This window comes from Dyella marensis, from assembly GCF_049532885.1.
In the GTDB taxonomy this organism is placed as follows: Bacteria; Pseudomonadota; Gammaproteobacteria; order Xanthomonadales; family Rhodanobacteraceae; genus Dyella_D; species Dyella_D marensis.
This window is the reverse complement of the sequence record NZ_CP064029.1, coordinates 828,672-847,065: the sequence shown is the minus strand read 5'-3', so window position 1 is coordinate 847,065 and position 18,394 is coordinate 828,672. Positions and strand designations below refer to the sequence as shown.

The following is an 18,394-nucleotide window of genomic DNA, read 5'->3' as shown; positions in this document are numbered from 1 at the left end:
CGGCTGCCGCCACCTTCTCCCGGAGGGAGAAGGGTTCGAGTTTGAGGACTGAGGACAAGCAATTCCCGAAGCGAGGACCCCACCCATGACCCGCTCTCCCCACTTGCTACGCATCGCTCTCTTCGCCGCAACGTTCGCCGCTGCCACTGCGTACGCTGCAACGCCCGACCCCGCCAAAACCCGCACCTACATCGACAAGGCCTGGACCACGCTCACCCGCTCCCAGGACCAGTGCAACGCCTTGACCGACCCCAAGATCGTCGGCCACCCCGTGCTCTACGTCCCGGCGGAAATGAAGGTCCCGCCCGCCCTCGCCGACATCGGCAAGCGCTGCGGCGTCGACATCCATCCCTTGCCGCGCGTCATCCAGCAACTGGGCGACATCGACGCCACCAGGCTCCCCGCGCAAGGCCTGCTCTACCTCCCGCACCCCTACGTCGTGCCCGGCGGTTTCTTCAACGAGATGTACGGCTGGGACAGCTACTTCATCGTGCTGGGCCTGGCTGCCGACCAGCGCGGCAAGCTGGCGCGCGACATGGTGGACAACGCGCTGTTCGAAGTGGAGCACTACGGCGCGGTGCTCAATGCCAACCGCACCTATTACCTCAGCCGCTCGCAGCCGCCCTTCCTCACCGCGATGATGGCCACCGTGCTGGACGACCCGGACGCCTTCGCCTCCGACGCCGAGCGCAACACCTGGCTGGCGAACGCCTACCCGCTGGCGGTACGCAACCACGACGTGTGGACGCGCGAGGAACACCGCGCCGGCGATACCGGCCTGGCGCGCTACTACGACCTGGGCGACGGCCCGGTGCTGGAAGCGCAGAACAGCGACGACTTCTACGTGAAGGTGATCAAGTGGCTGCGCGCGCATCCCAAGGACGATCCGGGCTATCTGCTGAAGGGCGCGCAGAGGCCTGACGATGCCGAAGCCGCGCGGCTGGCCAGGGAAAGCTGCGACGTGCGCGCTTCGAAGGTGTGCCTGGGCAACTGGTACGACGGCTACCGCCTCACGGCCGACTACTACCATGGCGACCGCGCCATGCGCGAATCCGGCTACGACACCAATTTCCACTTCGGCCCGTTCGGCGGTTCCACCCATCACTACGCTTCGGTCGATCTCAACAGCCTGCTCTACCGCTACGAGCTGGACCTGGCCGCCTTCGCCAAACGCCTGGGCAACGTCAGGGACACCGAACGCTGGACGGCTGCCGCCGCGGCGCGCAAGCAGGCCATGGATAAATACCTGTGGCGCGCCGAAGACGGCATGTACCGCGACTACGACTTCGTCGCCGGCAAGCCCTCGCCCACGCCCTATCTCAACACCTACTACCCGCTATGGGCCGGCGCTGCGTCTCCGCAGCAGGCCGAAGCCGTGCGCGGCAAGCTGCCGGTGTTCGAGCGCCGCGGCGGACTGTCGATGGACAACCAGCCCGCCGGCGTGCAATGGAACGATCCGTTCGGCTGGGCGCCGACCAACTGGCTGGCGATCAAGGGTCTGGACGACTACGGTTTCCACGACGACGCGCGCCGCCTCGCCGGCAAGTTCACCGCCACGGTGGACCGCGGCCTCGCCGACGACGGCACCATCCGCGAGAAATACAACATGGCCAAGGGCAATGCCGACGTGCGCGTCAGCGCGGGCTACAGCGAGAACGTGATCGGCTTCGGCTGGACCAACGGGGTGTATCTGAAGCTGCAGGAGATCCTGCAGAAGAACGCGCCGGCGCAGAAGCAGCGCGCCACCGGAACCGCACCATGAAGCGGGGAGCCTTCGCCATGCGCACGTTCCGGCTTGCCTGCGTCGCCGCCGCGCTGCTGTCCGGCGCCAACCTCGCGAGCGCCCAGGCCGCGCCGCCGGCCACCGGCTACAAAGCCGACGCCAGTATCTTCATCGGCAATGCCACCGTGCCGTATTCCGTGTTCGCCTCCCCCGAGTCGCGCGCGTTCTTCCCGAAAATGCTGGCCGAAGGCGACAAGGCGCCGCCGCTGACCGCGCCGATCGAGCAGAACCGCGCGTTCTACGACCGCATGAACAGCGCCCGCGCTGCGCGCATGCAGCAGATCTACCCGGTGAAGATCGCCGCCGGGCGCATCGCCAACGTGGCGGTGGACGTAGTGCTGCCCGCGCAAGGCGTGGCGCCGGCGAACCAGGCGCGGGTGCTGATCAACCTGCACGGCGGCGCCTTCCTGTGGGGCGCGCACAGCGGCGGCCTGGTCGAGGCGATCCCTATCGCCGGCGTGGGGCGCGTGAAGGTGGTGACGGTGGATTACCGCGAAGGCCCCGAGCACGTCTTTCCCGCCGCCACCGACGACGTGGTGGCGGTGTACCGCGAGCTGCTCAAGCACTACCAGCCGGCCAACGTAGGCATTTACGGCTGCTCCGCCGGCGGCATCCTCACCGGCGAGGTCACCGCCAGGCTGATCCACGACCGGCTGCCGCTGCCCGGCGCGATCGGCATGTTCTGCGCCGGCGTCACCCCGCTGGGCGGCGACGAGAGCTATATCGCCTCGCCGCTCAACGGCAAGCCGATTCCCCCGCGATCGATGCAGCTCGGCGACCTGCCCTACTTCAAGGGCGCCAGCGCGGACGATCCGCTGGTATTCGCGGCCAACTCGCCCGCGCTGCTGGCGAAATTCCCGCCTACCCTGCTGATTTCCGGCACGCGCGACATGGCCATGAGCGCGGTGATCCACAGCCACACGCTGCTGGACCGGGCCGGCGTGGAAGCGGAACTGCACGTGTGGGACGGCATGTGGCATTCGTTCTTCTCCGACCCCGACATGCCGGAATCCAAGGATGCCTACCGCGTGATCTGGCGTTTCTTCGACCGGCACCTGGGACACTGAAAACGCGCCGGACGGACAGGCTTTGCCCCTCGGGGAGGGGGCGGGTATCCTAGCCCGCACCTGAAAGCCAGCTGGATGACATGAGCCAACAGACCGTCCTCGTCATCGACGACGAGCGCGATATTCGCGAACTGCTGACCATCACCCTGGGTCGCATGGACCTGCAGGTCGATGCGGTGGGTACGGTGGCGGACGCGCGTCGCGCCCTGGAAGAGCGCACCTACGACCTCTGCTTCACCGACATGCGCCTGCCCGACGGCACCGGCCACGAGGTGATCGAGCTGATCGCCGCCAAGCACCCCGACATGCCGGTGGCGATGATCACCGCCTACGGCAACGTCGACGCCGCGGTGAGCGCGCTGAAGGCCGGCGCCTTCGACTTCGTGTCCAAGCCGGTCGACATCCAGATGCTGCGCCAGCTGGTGCGCACCGCGCTGCGCCTGGCCGAGGAAAAGCGCGCCGGCGGCGGCGCGGCCAAGGCGCCCAATGCCGGCGACCGCCTGATCGGCGACTCCCCCGCGATGGCGCAGGTGCGCGCCACCATCGGCAAGCTGGCGCGCAACCAGGCGCCGGTGTACATCGCCGGCGAATCCGGCGTCGGCAAGGAACTGGTCGCCCGCCTGATCCACGAGCAGGGCCCGCGCGCGGCCGGCCCCTTCGTGCCGGTGAACTGCGGCGCGATTCCGTCCGAGCTGATGGAGAGCGAATTCTTCGGCCACCGCAAGGGCAGCTTCACCGGCGCGGTGAGCGACAAGGAAGGCCTGTTCCAGGCCGCCAACGGCGGCACCCTGTTCCTTGACGAAGTGGCCGAACTGCCGCTGCACATGCAGGTGAAGCTGCTGCGCGCGATCCAGGAAAAGGCCGTGCGCCCGATCGGCGCGCGCGAGGAGATCCCCGTCGACGTGCGCATCCTGTCGGCCACGCACAAGAATCTCGCGGCCCTGGTCGAGCAAGGCCAGTTCCGCCAGGACCTGTTCTACCGCATCAACGTGATCGAACTGCGCGTCCCGCCCCTGCGCGAACGCCGCGGCGACGTCCCCCTCCTCGCCGGCTACATCCTGCGCCAGCTCTCCATCAAGAGCGGCGGCAACCCCGGCCGCCTGCTGCCCGCCGCGCAGCAGGCCCTGGACGGCTACGACTTCCCCGGCAACGTGCGCGAGCTGGAAAACATCCTCGAACGCGCCATGGCCATGTGCGAAGGCGACGAAATCGACGTAGCCGACCTGATGCTGCCCCAGCGCACGGCACGCGCAGCCGATACAGCAGTTCCGCCCCCACCCGGCGCCCCCGCATCCGGCCCCACCCAACCGGCACCATCGCCCACCGCCGACGGCGGCCTCGACGACTACATCAGCAACATCGAGCGCACGGCGATCATCAAGGCACTGGAAGAGTCGCGGTACAACAAGACCGCGGCCGCGAAGAAGCTGGGCATTACGTTCCGCGCGTTGCGGTACAAGCTGAAGAAGCTCGGGATCGACTGACCCCACCTCCCCTCTCCGCCCGGCCCCTCACCCTGCCCTCTCCCCGGAGGGGAGAGGGGTGATGGCGTGAGGTAGGCAGGAACGAAAAGCAAAAGCTGGCCTCAGTTCTTGAACGTCCTCTCGGCCACGGCACGTTGAAGCAGCCGCTACGTAAACGCACAGTCGTTTCGTATAGACCCAGGTTAATCAAGTTACCGCAGACGCCCACTGCTCCTTCTAGTCGCGTCGCGAGCCTTTGCTCTGAGGCCATTCTCTCTTTGGTTACTTTCTCTTTGGGCCAGCAAAGAGAAAGTGACTCGGGCGCCGGCAGGCGTCCGAAATGCCCGCTGCATAAGCGGCCAGTCCGCGGCACCGCAAAAACCAGGCGTGGTCGTTACTGGATCCCGGCCTACGCCGGGATGACGGGTAGGAGAGGCCCGCCTCAACCCTCTCCATCCAGCGCCTCGCGCAAAGTCCCCAACAACTTGAAAGTAGCCACCGGCTTATCCACCAGATAGAGGCGCTCAACCTCAGGCATCTCGTCGAGATCCGGCGGCGCATCCGGCCGCGTCAACAACACCACCGCCCGCCGATACCCATGATCGATCAACGCCGCCAGCGTCCGCACCCCGGTAAACAGATTCATATCGGCATCCATCAGCACCAGATCCGGCACCCCATGCGCCTCGATCCACTGCAACGCCGCCGTACCGCTCTGGCTGGCATGCGCCTGATACCCCCACGCATCCAGCGTATCCACCAGCAGCGAGAGCTGGGCCGCCTCCTCCACCACCACCAGCACGCGCTCGGCATTGCCCAGCAGATGCTCGTCGTCCTCGCCCTCGGGCATCTCTTCGAGCTGCGCGCCCAGCGGCAGATAGAGATGGAACCCCGTGCCCTGCCCCAGCGCACTCTCCACGCGCATCGCGCCGCCGTGGCTGGCCACGATGCGCTTGCACGAGAGCAGCCCCAGGCCGGTGCCGCCTTCCTTGGTGGTGTAGAACGGCTCGTACAGATGGGCCAGCGTGGCCTCGTCCATGCCGCAGCCGGTGTCGATCACGCTCAGGCGCAGATAGCGGCCTTCTTCCGCGCTCTCGCCTTCCTGGAAGAAATCGGCCGCCAGCAGCTGCTGCCCCGCCTCGATGCGCAGCTCGCCGCCGCCGGGCATGGCCTGGATCGCGTTGAGGCTGAGGTTGAGCAGGCATTGCTGCAGCTCGGTATGGTTGCCCGAGAAGCTCAGCTCCGGATCGTCCACCGCCAGCTCCAGCGCGACATTGCGCGGCACGCTGCCCTGCAGCAGCAGGTTGAGCGCATCCAGCAGCGCGCCCACCCGCACCTGTTCGGCGCGGCGCGCGCCGCGGGCGAAGGACAGCATCGACTGCACCATGTCCAGGCCGCGCCGTCCGCAATCGCGCACCAGCTTGCCCAGGCGCGCGAGGCGCGGGTCGTCCTGGTAATCCTGCAGGCTTTCGCCAGCCAGCAGCAGTGGCTGCAGCAGGTTGCGCAGGTCGTGGCTCAAGCCGCCGGCCAGCATGGCCAGGCTTTCGAAACGCTGCGCGCGGATCAGCTCCGCCTCGGCGCGCCGCTGCGCCTTCTGCGCTTCGTGCTCACGCAGGGCGCGGCGCACGGCGCTGGCCAGGCGCGCGGGGTTCTGCTTCAGGATGTAATCGGTGGCACCGTTGCGCAGCGCCGCGATCGCCGCTTCCTCGCCGAGGGTGGCCGAGACATAGATGAAAGGCAGGTCGCGGTCGTGCTCGCGCAGCAGTTCCAGCGCGCGCTCGCCGGAGAAGCCGGGCATGCTCAGGTCCGACAGCACGATATGCGGCTTGAAGTCCTCCAGCTCGCGCAGATAGCCGGTCTCGTCGTCGACCAGGCGCACCTCGAAGTCGATCGCGTCGGCTTCGAGTTCGGAGATCACCAGCTCGGCGTCGGGCAGGCTGTCCTCGATCTGCAGCACGCGGATGCGCGGAAACGGCGGCGGCTGGGGAATGTTCGGTTTATCTGGCATGTAAGCAATACCTTCGCGGCGCGGCGCCTTCAATCCGGCGCCTGGTTCAGCACCGCCCAGAACTGCCCGAGCGTGCGCACCGCTTCGAAAAACTGGTCGACGTCGACCGGCTTGATCACATAGGCATTCACGCCCAGGTCCCAGCTGCGGGCCAGGTCGCTTTCTTCGCGCGAGGACGACAGCACGACCACCGGGATGCGCCGCAGGCGTTCGTCCGCGCGCATCTCGGTGAGTACTTCCAGGCCGTCCACGCGCGGCATCTTGATGTCCAGCAGCACCACCGCCGGATCCAGCGGCGGGCGTCCGGCCCAGGCGCCGCGGCCGTGCAGGTAATCCAGGCAGTCCACGCCGTCCTCGACGTGCACGATGGGATTGGCCAGATTCGCGCTGCGCAGCGCCTCCAGCGCCAGCTCGGCATCGGCGGGGCTGTCCTCGGCCAGCAGGATGCTGCGCAGGACACCGTGCGCCGGCGCGTTGCGGGTGACCGTACCCAGGCTCATTGCCGTTCCTGCGCGAACGCGTCGGCCAGGTCGGAGGCCGGCAGGGTGAAGTGGAAACGCGCCCCCTCGCCCGGGCTGCCCTCGGCCCACACCTTGCCGCCGTGGCGCTGCACGATGCGCCGCACATTGGCCAGGCCGATGCCATTGCCGGGGAATTCCGAAGCGCGGTGCAAACGCTGGAACACGCCGAACAATTTTCCGGAATACTGCATGTCGAAGCCGGCGCCGTCGTCGCTGACCACGAACTCGTAGTCGCCGTTGTCGCCGCGGCGCATCTCCACGCCGATATTCGCCACCTCGCACTTGCCGGTGTACTTCACCGCATTGCCGAGCAGGTTCTGCCACACCGTGCGCAGCATGTTCTCGTCGCCGATCACGATCGGCAGCGGCGCGATCGACCACAGGATGCGCCGGCCGTGCACCTCGGATTCGGCCAGCACGCGCGCCTCTTCCGCCAGCGACTGCATGTCCACCGGCTGCAGCCGCAGCGCGCCGCGGCCCAGGCGCGAGAACACCAGCAGGTCGTCGATCAGCTGGGCCATGCGGCGGGCGGCGTCGCTGATCACGTCGATATAATGCTGCGACTTGTCGTCCGCGCCCTCGCCCAGATGCTGTTCCAGCTTGCTGGCGAAGCCGGCGATATGGCGCAGCGGCGCGCGCAGGTCGTGCGAGACCGAATAGCTGAAGGCTTCCAGCTCGCGGTTCACGTCGGAAACCTGGGCCACCTTGCCCTCGAGCTGGCGGTTCAGTTCCTTCACCTGCTGCTCGACCAGGGCGCGCGCGGTGACGTCGCTCACCGTGAGCAGCAGCACCGGCTCGCCGCCGTCGTCCTGCTGCAGGCGGCGGGCGTTGATCACCACGTGGCGGTCGACGCCGTCGATGGTGCGCTGGAGCAGTTCGTAGTCCCACAGCTCGCGGTCCAGCAGCAGCACGTCGTTGAGGCGCTGCTGCAAGGCGCTGTCGCGCCAGGCGCCATCGCCGATCTCCACCAGCGGCAGCGAATGCCGGTTCGACGGCGGAATGCCATAAAGCTCGCCGAACGCCGCGTTGACCAGCAAGGTGCACAGCTTGCTGTCCAGCAGCGCGATCGGCTCGCGCACCGCCTGCACGATCAGCTGCGAGCGCTGCACCGCCTGGCCTTCGCGTTCTTCCGCCTGCAGGCGCCGGCTGATCTGCCGCTCGGACACGATCACCACGATGGCCAGCAGCAGCACCTGCGCGCTGGCGGTGATGGTCAGCGCCAGGCTGCTGTTGGACGAAGCGGCGCGCGCCTGGCTGCGCCGCGCCAGCAAGGTGTCGTCCTCGCTCTGCACGATGCCGTCGATCAGGTCGTCCATCTTGAACAGGGTGCCGGAATCGCGCAGCGCATCGTTGGCGGCGCGCACATCGCCCTGGCGATAGCGCAGCATGGCCTGGTCGAGCAGGGCCAGGCGGCCGCTGACCATGCTGCCGAGCGCGCCGATGCGCGCCTGCTGGTCGGCGTTGTCGCGGGTCATGTCGCGCAGCTGCGCGAGCAGGCCGGGAATTTCCTTGCTGGCCCGGCCGGCGCGCACGCGCACCTGCGGGTTGTCGTCGCCGTCCAGCAGCCGGTACAGCGCCGCCTCGCCGTCGCGGGTGACGTAGGCGATGCGGTAGGTCAGCGATTTCACTTCCGAGGAATGGGTGACGCGGGCATTGGCATCCAGCGCGTCGCGCGAGCCGCTGCGGGTCACCATGTAAGGCAGCGCCACGATCACCAGCACCGCGAACAGCAGGCCGCCCAGGCGCCAGCGCAGCGCCACGCGATCCCGCATCCGGGGTCGGGTGACCGGCGTAAGTTTCCACGGGGAGTGCGGCATACGCCGATGGTTACAGAATCATCTGATGCCTGCCAGCGGGGATGTCACGGCGCGGCGATTTGCCTGCGGCTTTGCTCCCTCTCCCCTTCACGCTAACTCCCTCTCCCCTCCGGGGAGAGGGTCGGGGTGAGGGGCCGGGCGGAGCGTGGCGCGAAGGTTCGCGACAAGCTCAAAAACTCTTTACTTCGCCCCGTTGATACGTTGTGGCGAGCCCCGGCCCCTCATCCGCCTGCCGGCACCTTCTCCCCGGAGGGGAGAAGGTTTCTTTTCTTTTACTTCCCGTAAGCACTCATCGCCGCCGGCCTCGCCGCAGCCGCCTGCCCCCAGCTACGGTCCGGCTGCGCCTGCATGCGAAAGTGCAGCTCGCCGCCGGCCAGGATCTCGCCGTGATGGAGGAACACGCGGTCCAGCGGCTTGCCGTTGAGGGTCACCTCGCCCACGTAAGGATGGGCGTCGTCCAGCGGCTCGGCGGACACCGTGAAGGTCTTGCCGCCATGCAGATGCAGCGTGGCCTTGCGCACGAACGGACGGCCGATGGCGTACTCGTCGCTGCCGGGCGCGACCGGGTAGAAACCCAGCGCGGTGAACACGTACCAGGCCGACATCTGGCCCAGGTCGTCGTTGCCGGCCAGGCCGTCCGGGCGCGGCGCGTACTGGCTGTCCATGATCTGCTTCAGGCGCTGCTGGGTCTGCCACGGCGCGCCGGCGTAGTCGTACAGGTAGGCCAGGTGATGGCTGGGCTCATTGCCGTGGGCGTACCAGCCGATCAGGCCGGTGATGTCCTCCACATGGGCGAACTGCTTGGGATCGACCTTGGCGTCGAACACGCTGTCCAGCTTCCGCACGAAGGCCTGGTCGCCGCCCATCGCCGCGATCAGCCCGGCCACGTCCTGCGGCACGTACCAGCTGTACTGCCAGGCATTGCCTTCGGTGTAGTCGCTGCCGTAGCCGGCCACGTCGGGATTGAACGGTTCGCGGAACTGGCCGTCGGTCTTGCGCGCGCGCATGAAGCCGGTCTTGGCGTCGTAGGCGTTGCGCCAGTTGCCCGCGCGCCTGGCGAACTGCGCGGCCACGTCCTGGCGGCCCATGGCCTTGGCCATCTGCGCGATGGTCCAGTCGTCGTAGGCGTATTCCAGCGTCTTGGAGGCGCCTTCCGGCTCCTTGTCGATCGGCACGTAGCCGCGCTGCATGTATTCGCCCAGGCCCCCGTACGGCGCATAGGTGGCGCTGGCCACCATCGCGTCCAGGCCGGCCTTGGCGTCGAAGCCGCGGATGCCCTTCACATAGGCGTCGGCGATCACCGGCACCGCGTGGTAGCCGATCATGCACCACGTCTCCAGGCCCTGGTACGCCCATACCGGCAGGATGCCGAACGGGCTGGCCTCGCGCGCGGCGATCAGCGACTGCACGAAGTCCACGCTGCGCTGCGGCTGCAACAGCACCATCAGCGGCTGCTGCGCGCGGTACACATCCCACAGCGACCAAGTGGAATGGAATTCGAAGCCCTGCGCGCGGTGCACGGCGTTGTCCGGGCCGCGGTAGTCGCCGTTGACGTCCATGCTCAGCGTCGGCGACAGCATGGCGTGGTACAGCGAGGTATAGAAGCTGGTGCGCTGCTCCTTCGGCGCGTCCACATCGACCACGCCCAGCACCTGGTTCCACGCGTTGCGCGCCTCGGCGCGGCGGGCGTCGAAGTCCCAGCCCTTGCCGTCGGTGTCCAGGTTGGCCAGCGCATTGGCCTCGCTTACCGGCGAGATCGCCACCTTCACCTGCAGCGGCTGCTTGAGCTGGCCGAAGTCGAACACGCCGACGATGGCGCGGCCTTGCTGCGCGTCCTGGTCTTCCGGCTGGTGGCCCGGGCCCTTGAAGCCCTTGTAGGCCACGTCGGTCTCGCGGTCGTACAGATGCCGCGCGGCCAGCGGCTGCGAGAAGCGCATGGCGAAGCACAGCTCGCGGCCCGGCGCCCAGCCGCGGGTCTGGCGGCAGCCGGTGACGGCGCCGTCCTTATGCACGCGCAGCGACGACCACAGCACCTTGCCGGCGTAGTCGTAGATGCTCGGGCGCAGGTCCAGCAGCAGATGCGCCGGCTGCCCGGCGGGGAAGGTGTAGCGGTGCCAGCCCACGCGGCGGCCGGCGGTGAGTTCGGCGCGCACCTGGTAGTCGCTGAGGGTGACGGCGTAATAGCCCGCTTCCACCTTTTCGCTGTCGTGGCTGAAGCGCGAGCGGTAGCCGCTGCCGGGCTGGGCCGGGTCGCCCGGTTCCAGCTTCGGCTCGCCGGCCACCGGCATCACCAGCACATCGCCCAGGTCCGAATGGCCGGAACCGGAGAAATGCGTATGGGAGAAGCCGAGCAGGCTGGTGTCCCCGTACTGGTAGCCGGCGGCCCACTTATAGGCGTGCTTGAAATCCGGCATGGCCGTGTCGGGCGAGAGCTGGATCATGCCGAACGGCACCGTGGCGCCCGGGAAGGTATGGCCGTCGCCGCCGGTGCCGATGCGCGGGTCGACGTCCGCGGCGTGGCCCGGCTCGGCGGCGTGGCCGGCCCCCGCCGCCAGCGACAAGGCCAGTGCCAGCAGGGCCGGCGCGAAGCCCGGCTTAAACGAAAACTTGACCATCGGCATCTCCCCAGGACGTGGTTTGCGGCGCAATTCCGGTCGACCGAGGTGCCTGCTGCTTGGTCGACCGTCCTGGCCGGCAAGTTTGGATCGTTCCAAACCGGGGAAGCTAACACCCCACCGATGGCCGGTGCATGCTGCAGTGCGAGATCACTATCCTTATGGAATCGACTACTTTTGGATCGTTCTAATGGCCGCGAGAACCATGGAAAGCTCGACCTCGATCCGCCGCAAGATCACCCTGAACGACATCGCCGCCGGTTGCGGCGTGTCGCGCGCCACTGTGTCCCTCGTGCTGCGCGGCAGTCCACTGGTGAACAAACACACCCGGGCGCGGGTGGAAGAAGAACTGCGCAAGCAGGGCTACGTCTACAACCGCGCCGCGGCCAATCTGCGCCGCCGCACCTCGTCGAGCATCGCGCTGGTGCTCAACGAACTGGGCAATCCGTTCTTCGCGGAATTCGCCGCGGGCGTGGATGAAACGCTCGGCCAGGCCGGCTTCGTCACCTTGCTCGGCAGCACCGGCGAATCGGTGGAGCGCGAGCAGGCGGTGCTGAGTTCGCTGATCGAACATGGCCCGGGTGGAATCATTCTCTCCCCCGCCGAAGGCAGCGCCGCCGAGCGCGTGCTCGCCGCGGTGGGCGCGCAGACGCCGGTGCTGCTGTTCAACCGCGAGCTCGGCGGCAACCTGCCGGAGTACGCGCACTGGGACCGCCTGATGCTGGACAACCAGCGCGGCGCCAGGCTCGCCACCGAACACCTGATCGCCCAAGGCCACAAGCGCATCGCGTTCTTCGGCGGCCATGGCGATTCCAGCTCGTGCCGCCAGCGCCATGCCGGCTATGTCGAAGCGATGAACGCGGCCGGCCTGCCGATCGCGCCGCGCTGGCGCGTGGAAACGCTGCCGACGCGCATGGACGCCGCGCGCGCCTGCGCCGACCTGTTCGCCGCCAAGCCCGCGCCTACCGCGGCGGTCTGCTACAACGACGCGGTCGCGCTGGGCCTGATGCTCGGCCTCAATCAGCGCGGCATCCAGCCGGGCCGCGATTTCGCGCTCACCGGCTTCGACGACGTGGCCGAGGCGGCCTTCAGCATGCCGCCGCTCACCACGCTGGCCACCGATCCGCGCGCCCGCGGCCGCCAGGCCGCGCAACTCCTGCTCGCGCGCCTGCGCAAGCCGCAGGCCGATGCCACCACCACGGTCGCGCAGGTGACCCTGGTGGTGCGCGAAAGCAGCGGCGCACCGCGCACGACCTGATTCCTACTCCGAGGAAACCACCCATGGCTTTCGCCTCACCACCCGCCCCGTCGAACACTGCGCTCCCCGGGGCGGCCAAGGAGCGCTACACCGATTACCCGATGGCGATGGGGGTGCTCACCAGCATCTTCTTCATGTGGGGCTTCCTCACCTGCCTCAACGACATCCTGATTCCGCATCTGAAGGCGGTGTTCCAGCTCAATTACGCCGAGGCGATGCTGGTGCAGTTCACCTTCTTCGGCGCGTATTTCCTGATGTCGCTGCCGGCGGGCCGGCTGGTCGCGCACCTGGGCTACAAGAAGGGCATCGTCGCCGGCCTGGCTATCGCCGGCGTCGGCGCCGCGGGTTTCTGGCCCGCCGCGGCGATGCATTCCTACGACGCCTTTCTCGGCGCGCTGTTCGTGCTGGCCACCGGCATCACCGTGCTGCAGGTGGCCGCCAATGCGTATGTCGCCCTGCTCGGTCCTGAGAAAACCAGTTCCAGCCGCCTCACCCTGGCGCAGGCGCTCAATTCGCTCGGCACCTTCCTGGCGCCGAAGTTCGGCGGCCTGCTGATCCTCTCGGCCGCGGTGCTGAGCGCCGAGCAGATCGGCAAGCTCTCGCCCGCCGAACAGCTGGCCTACCGCGCGCAGGAAGCGCAGACCGTGCAGGGCCCGTACCTGGGCCTGGCCGTGGTGCTGTTCCTGCTGGCGATCTTCGTCTACCTGTTCCGCCTGCCCACGCTGAAAGAAAGCACCGAGCAGGCCGACACCGGCCATCACACGCTGATCGATGCGCTGCGCCACCCGCACGTGCTGTTCGGCGTGCTGGGCATCTTCTTCTACGTGGGCGGCGAGGTCGCGATCGGCAGCTTCCTGGTCAATTACCTGTCGATGCCGGACATCGGCAACATGAGCGAACAGGCCGCCGCGAACTGGGTGGCCTATTACTGGCTGGGCGCCATGATCGGCCGCTTCATCGGCTCGGCGCTGCTGGCCAGGCTGTCGCCGCGCAAGCTGCTGGCGATCTTCGCCGCGATCAACATGGCACTGGTGCTGACCACCATGTCGACCAAGGGCCCGGTCGCGATGTACAGCGTGGTGTCGATCGGCCTGTTCAACTCGATCATGTTCCCCACCATCTTCTCGCTCGGCATCGAACGCATGGGCCCGCTGACCGGCAAGGCGTCCAGCCTGCTGATCATGGCCATCGTCGGCGGCGCGCTGGTGCCTTACGTGCAGGGCCTGTTCGCCGACCGCATCGGCGTGCAGCACGCGTTCTTCCTGCCGCTGCTGTGCTACGCCTACATCGTTTTCTACGGCCTTTACGGCTCGCGCATCAAGAGCGACACCCCAGTCGCCGCCACCCACTGAGATCCCCATTCGATGGCACGCAATATCCTGTGCTTCGGCGAAGCACTGATCGACTTCCACGCCGAGGGGCGTGACGCGCAGGGTTTCCCGCGCAGCTTCATTCCTTTCGCCGGCGGCGCGCCCGCCAATGTCGCCGTGGCCGTGGCGCGGCTGGGCGGCCCGGCCGCCTTCGCCGGCATGCTGGGCCAGGACATGTTCGGCGACTTCCTGCTGGACAGCCTGCACCGCGCCGGCGTCGATACCGGCGGCGTCGCGCGCACCGGCGAGGCCAACACCGCGCTGGCCTTCGTCGCGCTGGACAGCCACGGCGAGCGCAGCTTCAGCTTCTACCGCCCGCCCTCGGCCGACCTGCTGTTCCGTCCCGCACATTTCCGCGAGGAAAGCTTCCGCGACGCAGCCGTGTTCCACGTCTGCTCCAACAGCATGACCGAAGCCGCGCTGGCCGAAGCCACCCGCGAAGGCATGCGCCGCGCGCATGCGGCCGGCGCGTGGGTGAGCTTCGATCTCAACCTGCGCCCCGCGCTGTGGCCGCAGCAGAGCGCCTCGCACGACGAACTGTGGCCCGCGCTGCACCTGGCCGACGTGGTGAAGCTCAGCGCCGAGGAATTCCACTGGCTGGCCGGCGACGCCGGCGAGGAAGCCGCGCTGGAACGCCTGTGGGCCGGCCGCGCGCGCCTGCTGGTGATCACCGACGGCTCGCGCACCTTGCGCTGGTTCCATCCCGACGCCTCGGGCGAAATGCCGGTCTACGCCGTGCCCACGGTGGACAGCACCGCCGCGGGCGACGCCTTCGTCGGCGGCCTGCTGCATCGCCTGGCCACGGTGGAGAAAGGCGACGGCCAGCTCGACCACCTCGTCGCCGAACTCCCGCGCCTGCACGCCATGCTGCGCTTCGCCGCCGCCTGCGGCGCCCTCACCGTTACCCGCCTGGGTTCGTTCGCCGCCATGCCGGACGAAGCCGAGGTACTTGCTTTCATGGACGCCCACGCATGAATTCCCCCGTCAACACCCCGAATTTCGGTAGCGAAGCCTTTCTGCGCGCGCATATCGCGCACACCATGGCCTTCTACCATCCGCACGCGATCGACCCCGCCGGCGGCTTTTTCCATTACTACAAAGACGACGGCACCATCTACGACCGCAGCCACCGCCACCTGGTGAGCAGCACGCGCTTCGTCTTCACCTACGCCATGGCCGCGCGCGAATTCGACGACAAGCGCGCCGAATACCTCGACGCCGTCCGCCACGGCCTGCGCTACCTGCGCGAAGTGCATCGCGACGCCGCCAGCGGCGGCTATGCCTGGACCATCCGCGACGGCAAGCCGGAAGACCGCACCTATCACGCTTACGGCGTGGCCTTCGTGCTGCTGGCCTACTCCACCGCGCTGAAAGCCGGCCTCACCGAAGTGCGCCCGTGGATGGACGAAACCTGGGAGCTGCTGGAAAAGCGCTACTGGGACGCCGACTTCGGCCTGTACCGCGACGAGGCCGACGAGCACTGGAACTTCAGCGGCTACCGCGGCCAGAACGCCAACATGCATATGTGCGAGGCGATGCTCGCCGCCTACCAGGCCAGCGACGAGCCGCGCTATCTCGAACGCGCGCTCACCCTGGCCGACAACATGACCCGCCGCCAGGCCGCCAAGGCGGAAGGGCTGGTGTGGGAGCACTACGACGTCGACTGGAATATCGACTGGAAATACAACCTCGATAATCCCAAGCACCTGTTCCGCCCCTGGGGTTTCCAGCCCGGCCACCAGACCGAATGGGCCAAGCTGCTGCTGATCCTCGAACCGCTGCTGCTGGAGCGCAACCGCGAGGAGAAGTGGCTGGTGCCGACGGCGCAGCATCTGTTCGACACCGCGCTGGATCGCGCCTGGGACAAGGAATACGGCGGCATCGCCTACGGTTTCGCGCCGGATGGCAGCGTGTGCGACGACGACAAGTATTTCTGGGTGCAGGCGGAATCGCTGGCCGCGGCGGCGCTGTTGCATGCGCGCACGGGCGAGGCGAAGTACGACGAGTGGTATCAGAAGCTGTGGGCTTACTCGTGGGAGCACTTCGTCGATCACAAGTACGGTGCGTGGTTCCGCATCCTCACGCGTGACAACCGCAAGTACGACGATGAAAAGAGCCCGGCGGGCAAGGTGGATTACCACACCATGGGGGCTTGCTATGAGGTGATGGAGCTTATCCGCGCGGGCGGCAAGCCCTGACCTGGCACCCATCTGGCGTAGGTTGGGGTTCGCCTGCGGCTCACCCCAACCTACGCCGCCAGCGCCAGTTGTTACAGATCGAGCACCGCCTGCGGCGTATTGCGGAAACTGATCGCCATCCGGTTGTACGTATTCATCAAGCCAATGGCGATAGTGAGATCCACCAGCTCCCGCTCATCGAACAGCTTGCGCACCGCCGCATAATCCGTATCGGGCACTCCGGTTTCCGCCACCCGCGTCACCGACTCCGCCCACGCCAGCGCCGCACGCTCGCGCTCGTCGAACAGCTCGCCGGCTTCATGCCAGGCCTGCAGCAAGGCCAGCTTCTCCACCTTCACGCCCTTCTTCAGCAGATCCCGCGTATGCATATCCAGGCAATACGCGCAGTTGTTGATCTGCGAGACGCGCAGATAAACCAGGTCGACCAGCACCGGCGGCAAGCTGCTCTGCGTCACATAGCCATACACACCGCCCAGGGCTTTGACGCCGCCCGGCGCGACCTTGCTGTAATCCAATCGGTTGCTCATCTGCAGTTCCTCGGGTTGTTGTCGAATAATCGGCGCCGGCCAGAACCAGCGCGGCAAAACGTTGCGATAGCGGCGGAGAGGTTCTCGGCCGCGGGTCTCCTCGGGACCTGCGCAGTGTGAGCCGCCCCTGGGCCATCGCACAGAACCAAGAATCAACTTTCCGTGTGTACCATGGCGCCATGGCCAAGCCCCTGCAGATAGCGCTGGACCGGTCCGCCCGGACGCCGCTGGCCGAACAGATCCGCGCCGCCATCGCTGCCGCGATCGAAGCCGGACTGCTGGCCCCGGGCGCGCGCCTGCCGTCGTGGATCGACCTGGCCACGCAACTGGGTGTTGCCAGGGGCACGGTGCGCCAGGCCTATGAGCGGCTTGCCGATGCGCAATTGATCGAAGCCTCGCGCACCAGCGGCACCCGCGTCGCCGACCGGCCGTCCAGCCCGCCGAAAAAACTCGAACAGCCCTCCGCCGGCCCCTCCATGGAGATGTACGAGGAACTCACCGCGGGGCCGGCGATTTTCCAGATGGGCGTGCCCGCGCAGGAAACGCTGCCGGCCAAGCTGTTCACCAACGTGCGTTCGTTTGCGCTGCGGGCGGAATCCAATGCGTCGGTGGTTTATCCCGACCCGCGCGGCGAACAGGAACTGCGCCGCGAGATTGCCGCCTACCTGGCCATTGCGCGCGGCATCCATTGCCTGCCGGCGCAGATCGTCATCACCAGCGGTTTCAGCGGCGGCCTTGGCCTGACGCTGCGTGCGCTGGGGCTGGACGGCAAAAAGGTCTGGATGGAGAACCCCGGTTTTCCATTCACCCGGCACGGCCTGGAACTGGCGAAGCTTCAGATCGCACCGGTGCCCGTCGATGCCGAAGGGCTGAATGTCGACGCCGGCATCGAGCGTGCGCCGGATGCGGCCCTGGTGGTGGTGACACCCGGACAACAAGCGCCACTCGGCCCCACGCTTTCATTGGCCAGGCGTCTGCAATTGCTCGACTGGGCCGGACGGCAAGGCGCCTGGATTATCGAAGACGATTATCTGAGCGAACTGCAGCTCGCCTCGCGCGCCGCACCGGCACTCGCCTCGCTGGATCACGGCCAGCGCGTCATTCACCTCGGTTCGTTCAGCAAGACCATCAGCCCTGCCCTGCGCCTGGGCTTTATCGTCGTCCCGCTCCCGCTGGTCGCGCAGTTCGCCGAAGTGGCCGCCTGCCTCGCACCGGCGCCGTGGCCGGCCGTGCAATTGGCGGCCGCGCACTTCATCCGCGACGGCCACTACATGCGCCATCTGCGCCGCATGAAGAACCTCTATTCCGCCCAACGCAATGCCTTGCTGGCCTGTCTTGCCGAACGCGATTTCGAAGTATCGACAACAGGCCTCGCCGTACTGCTGCACCTGCCGGACGGCACGCCGGATATGGCGATCATCAAGGCCATGCTGCCGTTCGGCCTAGCTCCCGCACCGCTGTCGCCGTGGTATGCGCAACCGGATGCGGCAAAGTCAGGGCTTCTGCTGGGCATTGCAACGTCGCCGGAAAAACATGTGGCGCGATCGTGCGACCGCATGGAAGAAGTCATCCGCCGCTTCGTCTGAGCGCCAACGAAAAACAACGATGCCGGGAAGGTTTGCGGCCGGAGCCGCGGGTACAGGGCGCTGCCCGCAAACCCGACCCGTGGCCTCCGGTCGCAAGCCTTCCCGGCGTCGAAGCGGGAATGATGCGCCGCATGCTTGTAAAGAAGCGATGCGGCGCGGGTGGTTAGGTATATAGATGCCG

13 protein-coding genes are annotated in these 18,394 nt (G+C 67.5%); 8 read left to right on the top strand and 5 right to left on the bottom strand.

Annotated elements, in window-relative coordinates; translation table 11 throughout:
- Positions 1-85: 85 nt before the first annotated feature.
- The 3 genes from ISN75_RS03645 (at position 86) to ISN75_RS03635 (ending at position 4,334) form a co-directional block, all read left to right on the top strand.
- Positions 86-1,762, top strand: a complete 1,677-nt coding sequence (locus ISN75_RS03645; RefSeq protein ID WP_343819384.1) for a trehalase family glycosidase — start codon at positions 86-88, stop codon at positions 1,760-1,762.
- Positions 1,759-2,850 carry an alpha/beta hydrolase gene (locus ISN75_RS03640; RefSeq protein WP_343819385.1) on the top strand — a complete coding sequence of 364 codons (1,092 nt, stop codon included), beginning with the start codon at positions 1,759-1,761 and terminating at the stop codon, positions 2,848-2,850. The genes ISN75_RS03645 and ISN75_RS03640 overlap by 4 nt, the downstream gene beginning before the upstream one ends.
- An 80-nt stretch (positions 2,851-2,930) precedes the next feature.
- On the top strand, positions 2,931-4,334 hold the full coding sequence (locus tag ISN75_RS03635; protein WP_167252426.1) for a sigma-54-dependent transcriptional regulator: 1,404 nt from the start codon (positions 2,931-2,933) through the stop codon (positions 4,332-4,334).
- 421 nt (positions 4,335-4,755) lie between these two features.
- Here the strand turns inward: ISN75_RS03635 and ISN75_RS03630 are convergent, their stop codons facing one another.
- From ISN75_RS03630 to ISN75_RS03615, 4 genes are all read right to left on the bottom strand, one after another.
- Positions 4,756-6,321, bottom strand: coding sequence for a response regulator (locus tag ISN75_RS03630; RefSeq protein ID WP_168648093.1), 1,566 nt, complete (start codon positions 6,319-6,321; stop codon positions 4,756-4,758).
- Positions 6,322-6,350: 29 nt separating this feature from the next.
- The gene (locus ISN75_RS03625; protein WP_167252428.1) at positions 6,351-6,821 is read right to left on the bottom strand and encodes a response regulator; all 471 of its coding nucleotides are present in this window, start codon (positions 6,819-6,821) and stop codon (positions 6,351-6,353) included.
- The gene (locus ISN75_RS03620) at positions 6,818-8,614 is read right to left on the bottom strand and encodes a sensor histidine kinase (protein WP_343819386.1); all 1,797 of its coding nucleotides are present in this window, start codon (positions 8,612-8,614) and stop codon (positions 6,818-6,820) included. The genes ISN75_RS03625 and ISN75_RS03620 overlap by 4 nt, the downstream gene beginning before the upstream one ends.
- A 317-nt stretch (positions 8,615-8,931) precedes the next feature.
- Positions 8,932-11,274, bottom strand: coding sequence for a GH92 family glycosyl hydrolase (locus ISN75_RS03615; protein ID WP_208399572.1), 2,343 nt, complete (start codon positions 11,272-11,274; stop codon positions 8,932-8,934).
- A 205-nt stretch (positions 11,275-11,479) separates the two neighbouring features.
- On the opposite strand from ISN75_RS03615, the gene ISN75_RS03610 reads away from it, so the two are divergent.
- The 4 genes from ISN75_RS03610 to ISN75_RS03595 all read left to right on the top strand — a co-directional run bounded on the left by ISN75_RS03610 (position 11,480) and on the right by ISN75_RS03595 (position 16,100).
- On the top strand, positions 11,480-12,532 hold the full coding sequence (locus ISN75_RS03610; RefSeq protein WP_167252431.1) for a LacI family DNA-binding transcriptional regulator: 1,053 nt from the start codon (positions 11,480-11,482) through the stop codon (positions 12,530-12,532).
- Between the two features lie 101 nt (positions 12,533-12,633).
- Positions 12,634-13,884 (top strand): L-fucose:H+ symporter permease, encoded by a 1,251-nt coding sequence (gene fucP, locus ISN75_RS03605; protein WP_246866718.1) that lies wholly within the window; start codon positions 12,634-12,636, stop codon positions 13,882-13,884.
- A 12-nt stretch (positions 13,885-13,896) separates the two neighbouring features.
- Positions 13,897-14,877 (top strand): carbohydrate kinase family protein, encoded by a 981-nt coding sequence (locus tag ISN75_RS03600; RefSeq protein WP_167252433.1) that lies wholly within the window; start codon positions 13,897-13,899, stop codon positions 14,875-14,877.
- The gene (locus ISN75_RS03595) at positions 14,874-16,100 is read left to right on the top strand and encodes an AGE family epimerase/isomerase (RefSeq protein ID WP_343819387.1); all 1,227 of its coding nucleotides are present in this window, start codon (positions 14,874-14,876) and stop codon (positions 16,098-16,100) included. The genes ISN75_RS03600 and ISN75_RS03595 overlap by 4 nt, the downstream gene beginning before the upstream one ends.
- A gap of 71 nt (positions 16,101-16,171) precedes the next feature.
- Here ISN75_RS03595 and ISN75_RS03590 read toward each other — a convergent pair whose 3' ends face one another.
- Complete coding sequence (locus ISN75_RS03590) at positions 16,172-16,627, bottom strand: carboxymuconolactone decarboxylase family protein (protein ID WP_168648090.1); 456 nt, start codon at positions 16,625-16,627, stop codon at positions 16,172-16,174.
- A 179-nt stretch (positions 16,628-16,806) separates the two neighbouring features.
- On the opposite strand from ISN75_RS03590, the gene ISN75_RS03585 reads away from it, so the two are divergent.
- Positions 16,807-18,213 (top strand): PLP-dependent aminotransferase family protein, encoded by a 1,407-nt coding sequence (locus ISN75_RS03585; RefSeq protein WP_343819388.1) that lies wholly within the window; start codon positions 16,807-16,809, stop codon positions 18,211-18,213.
- Positions 18,214-18,394 lie beyond the last annotated feature (181 nt).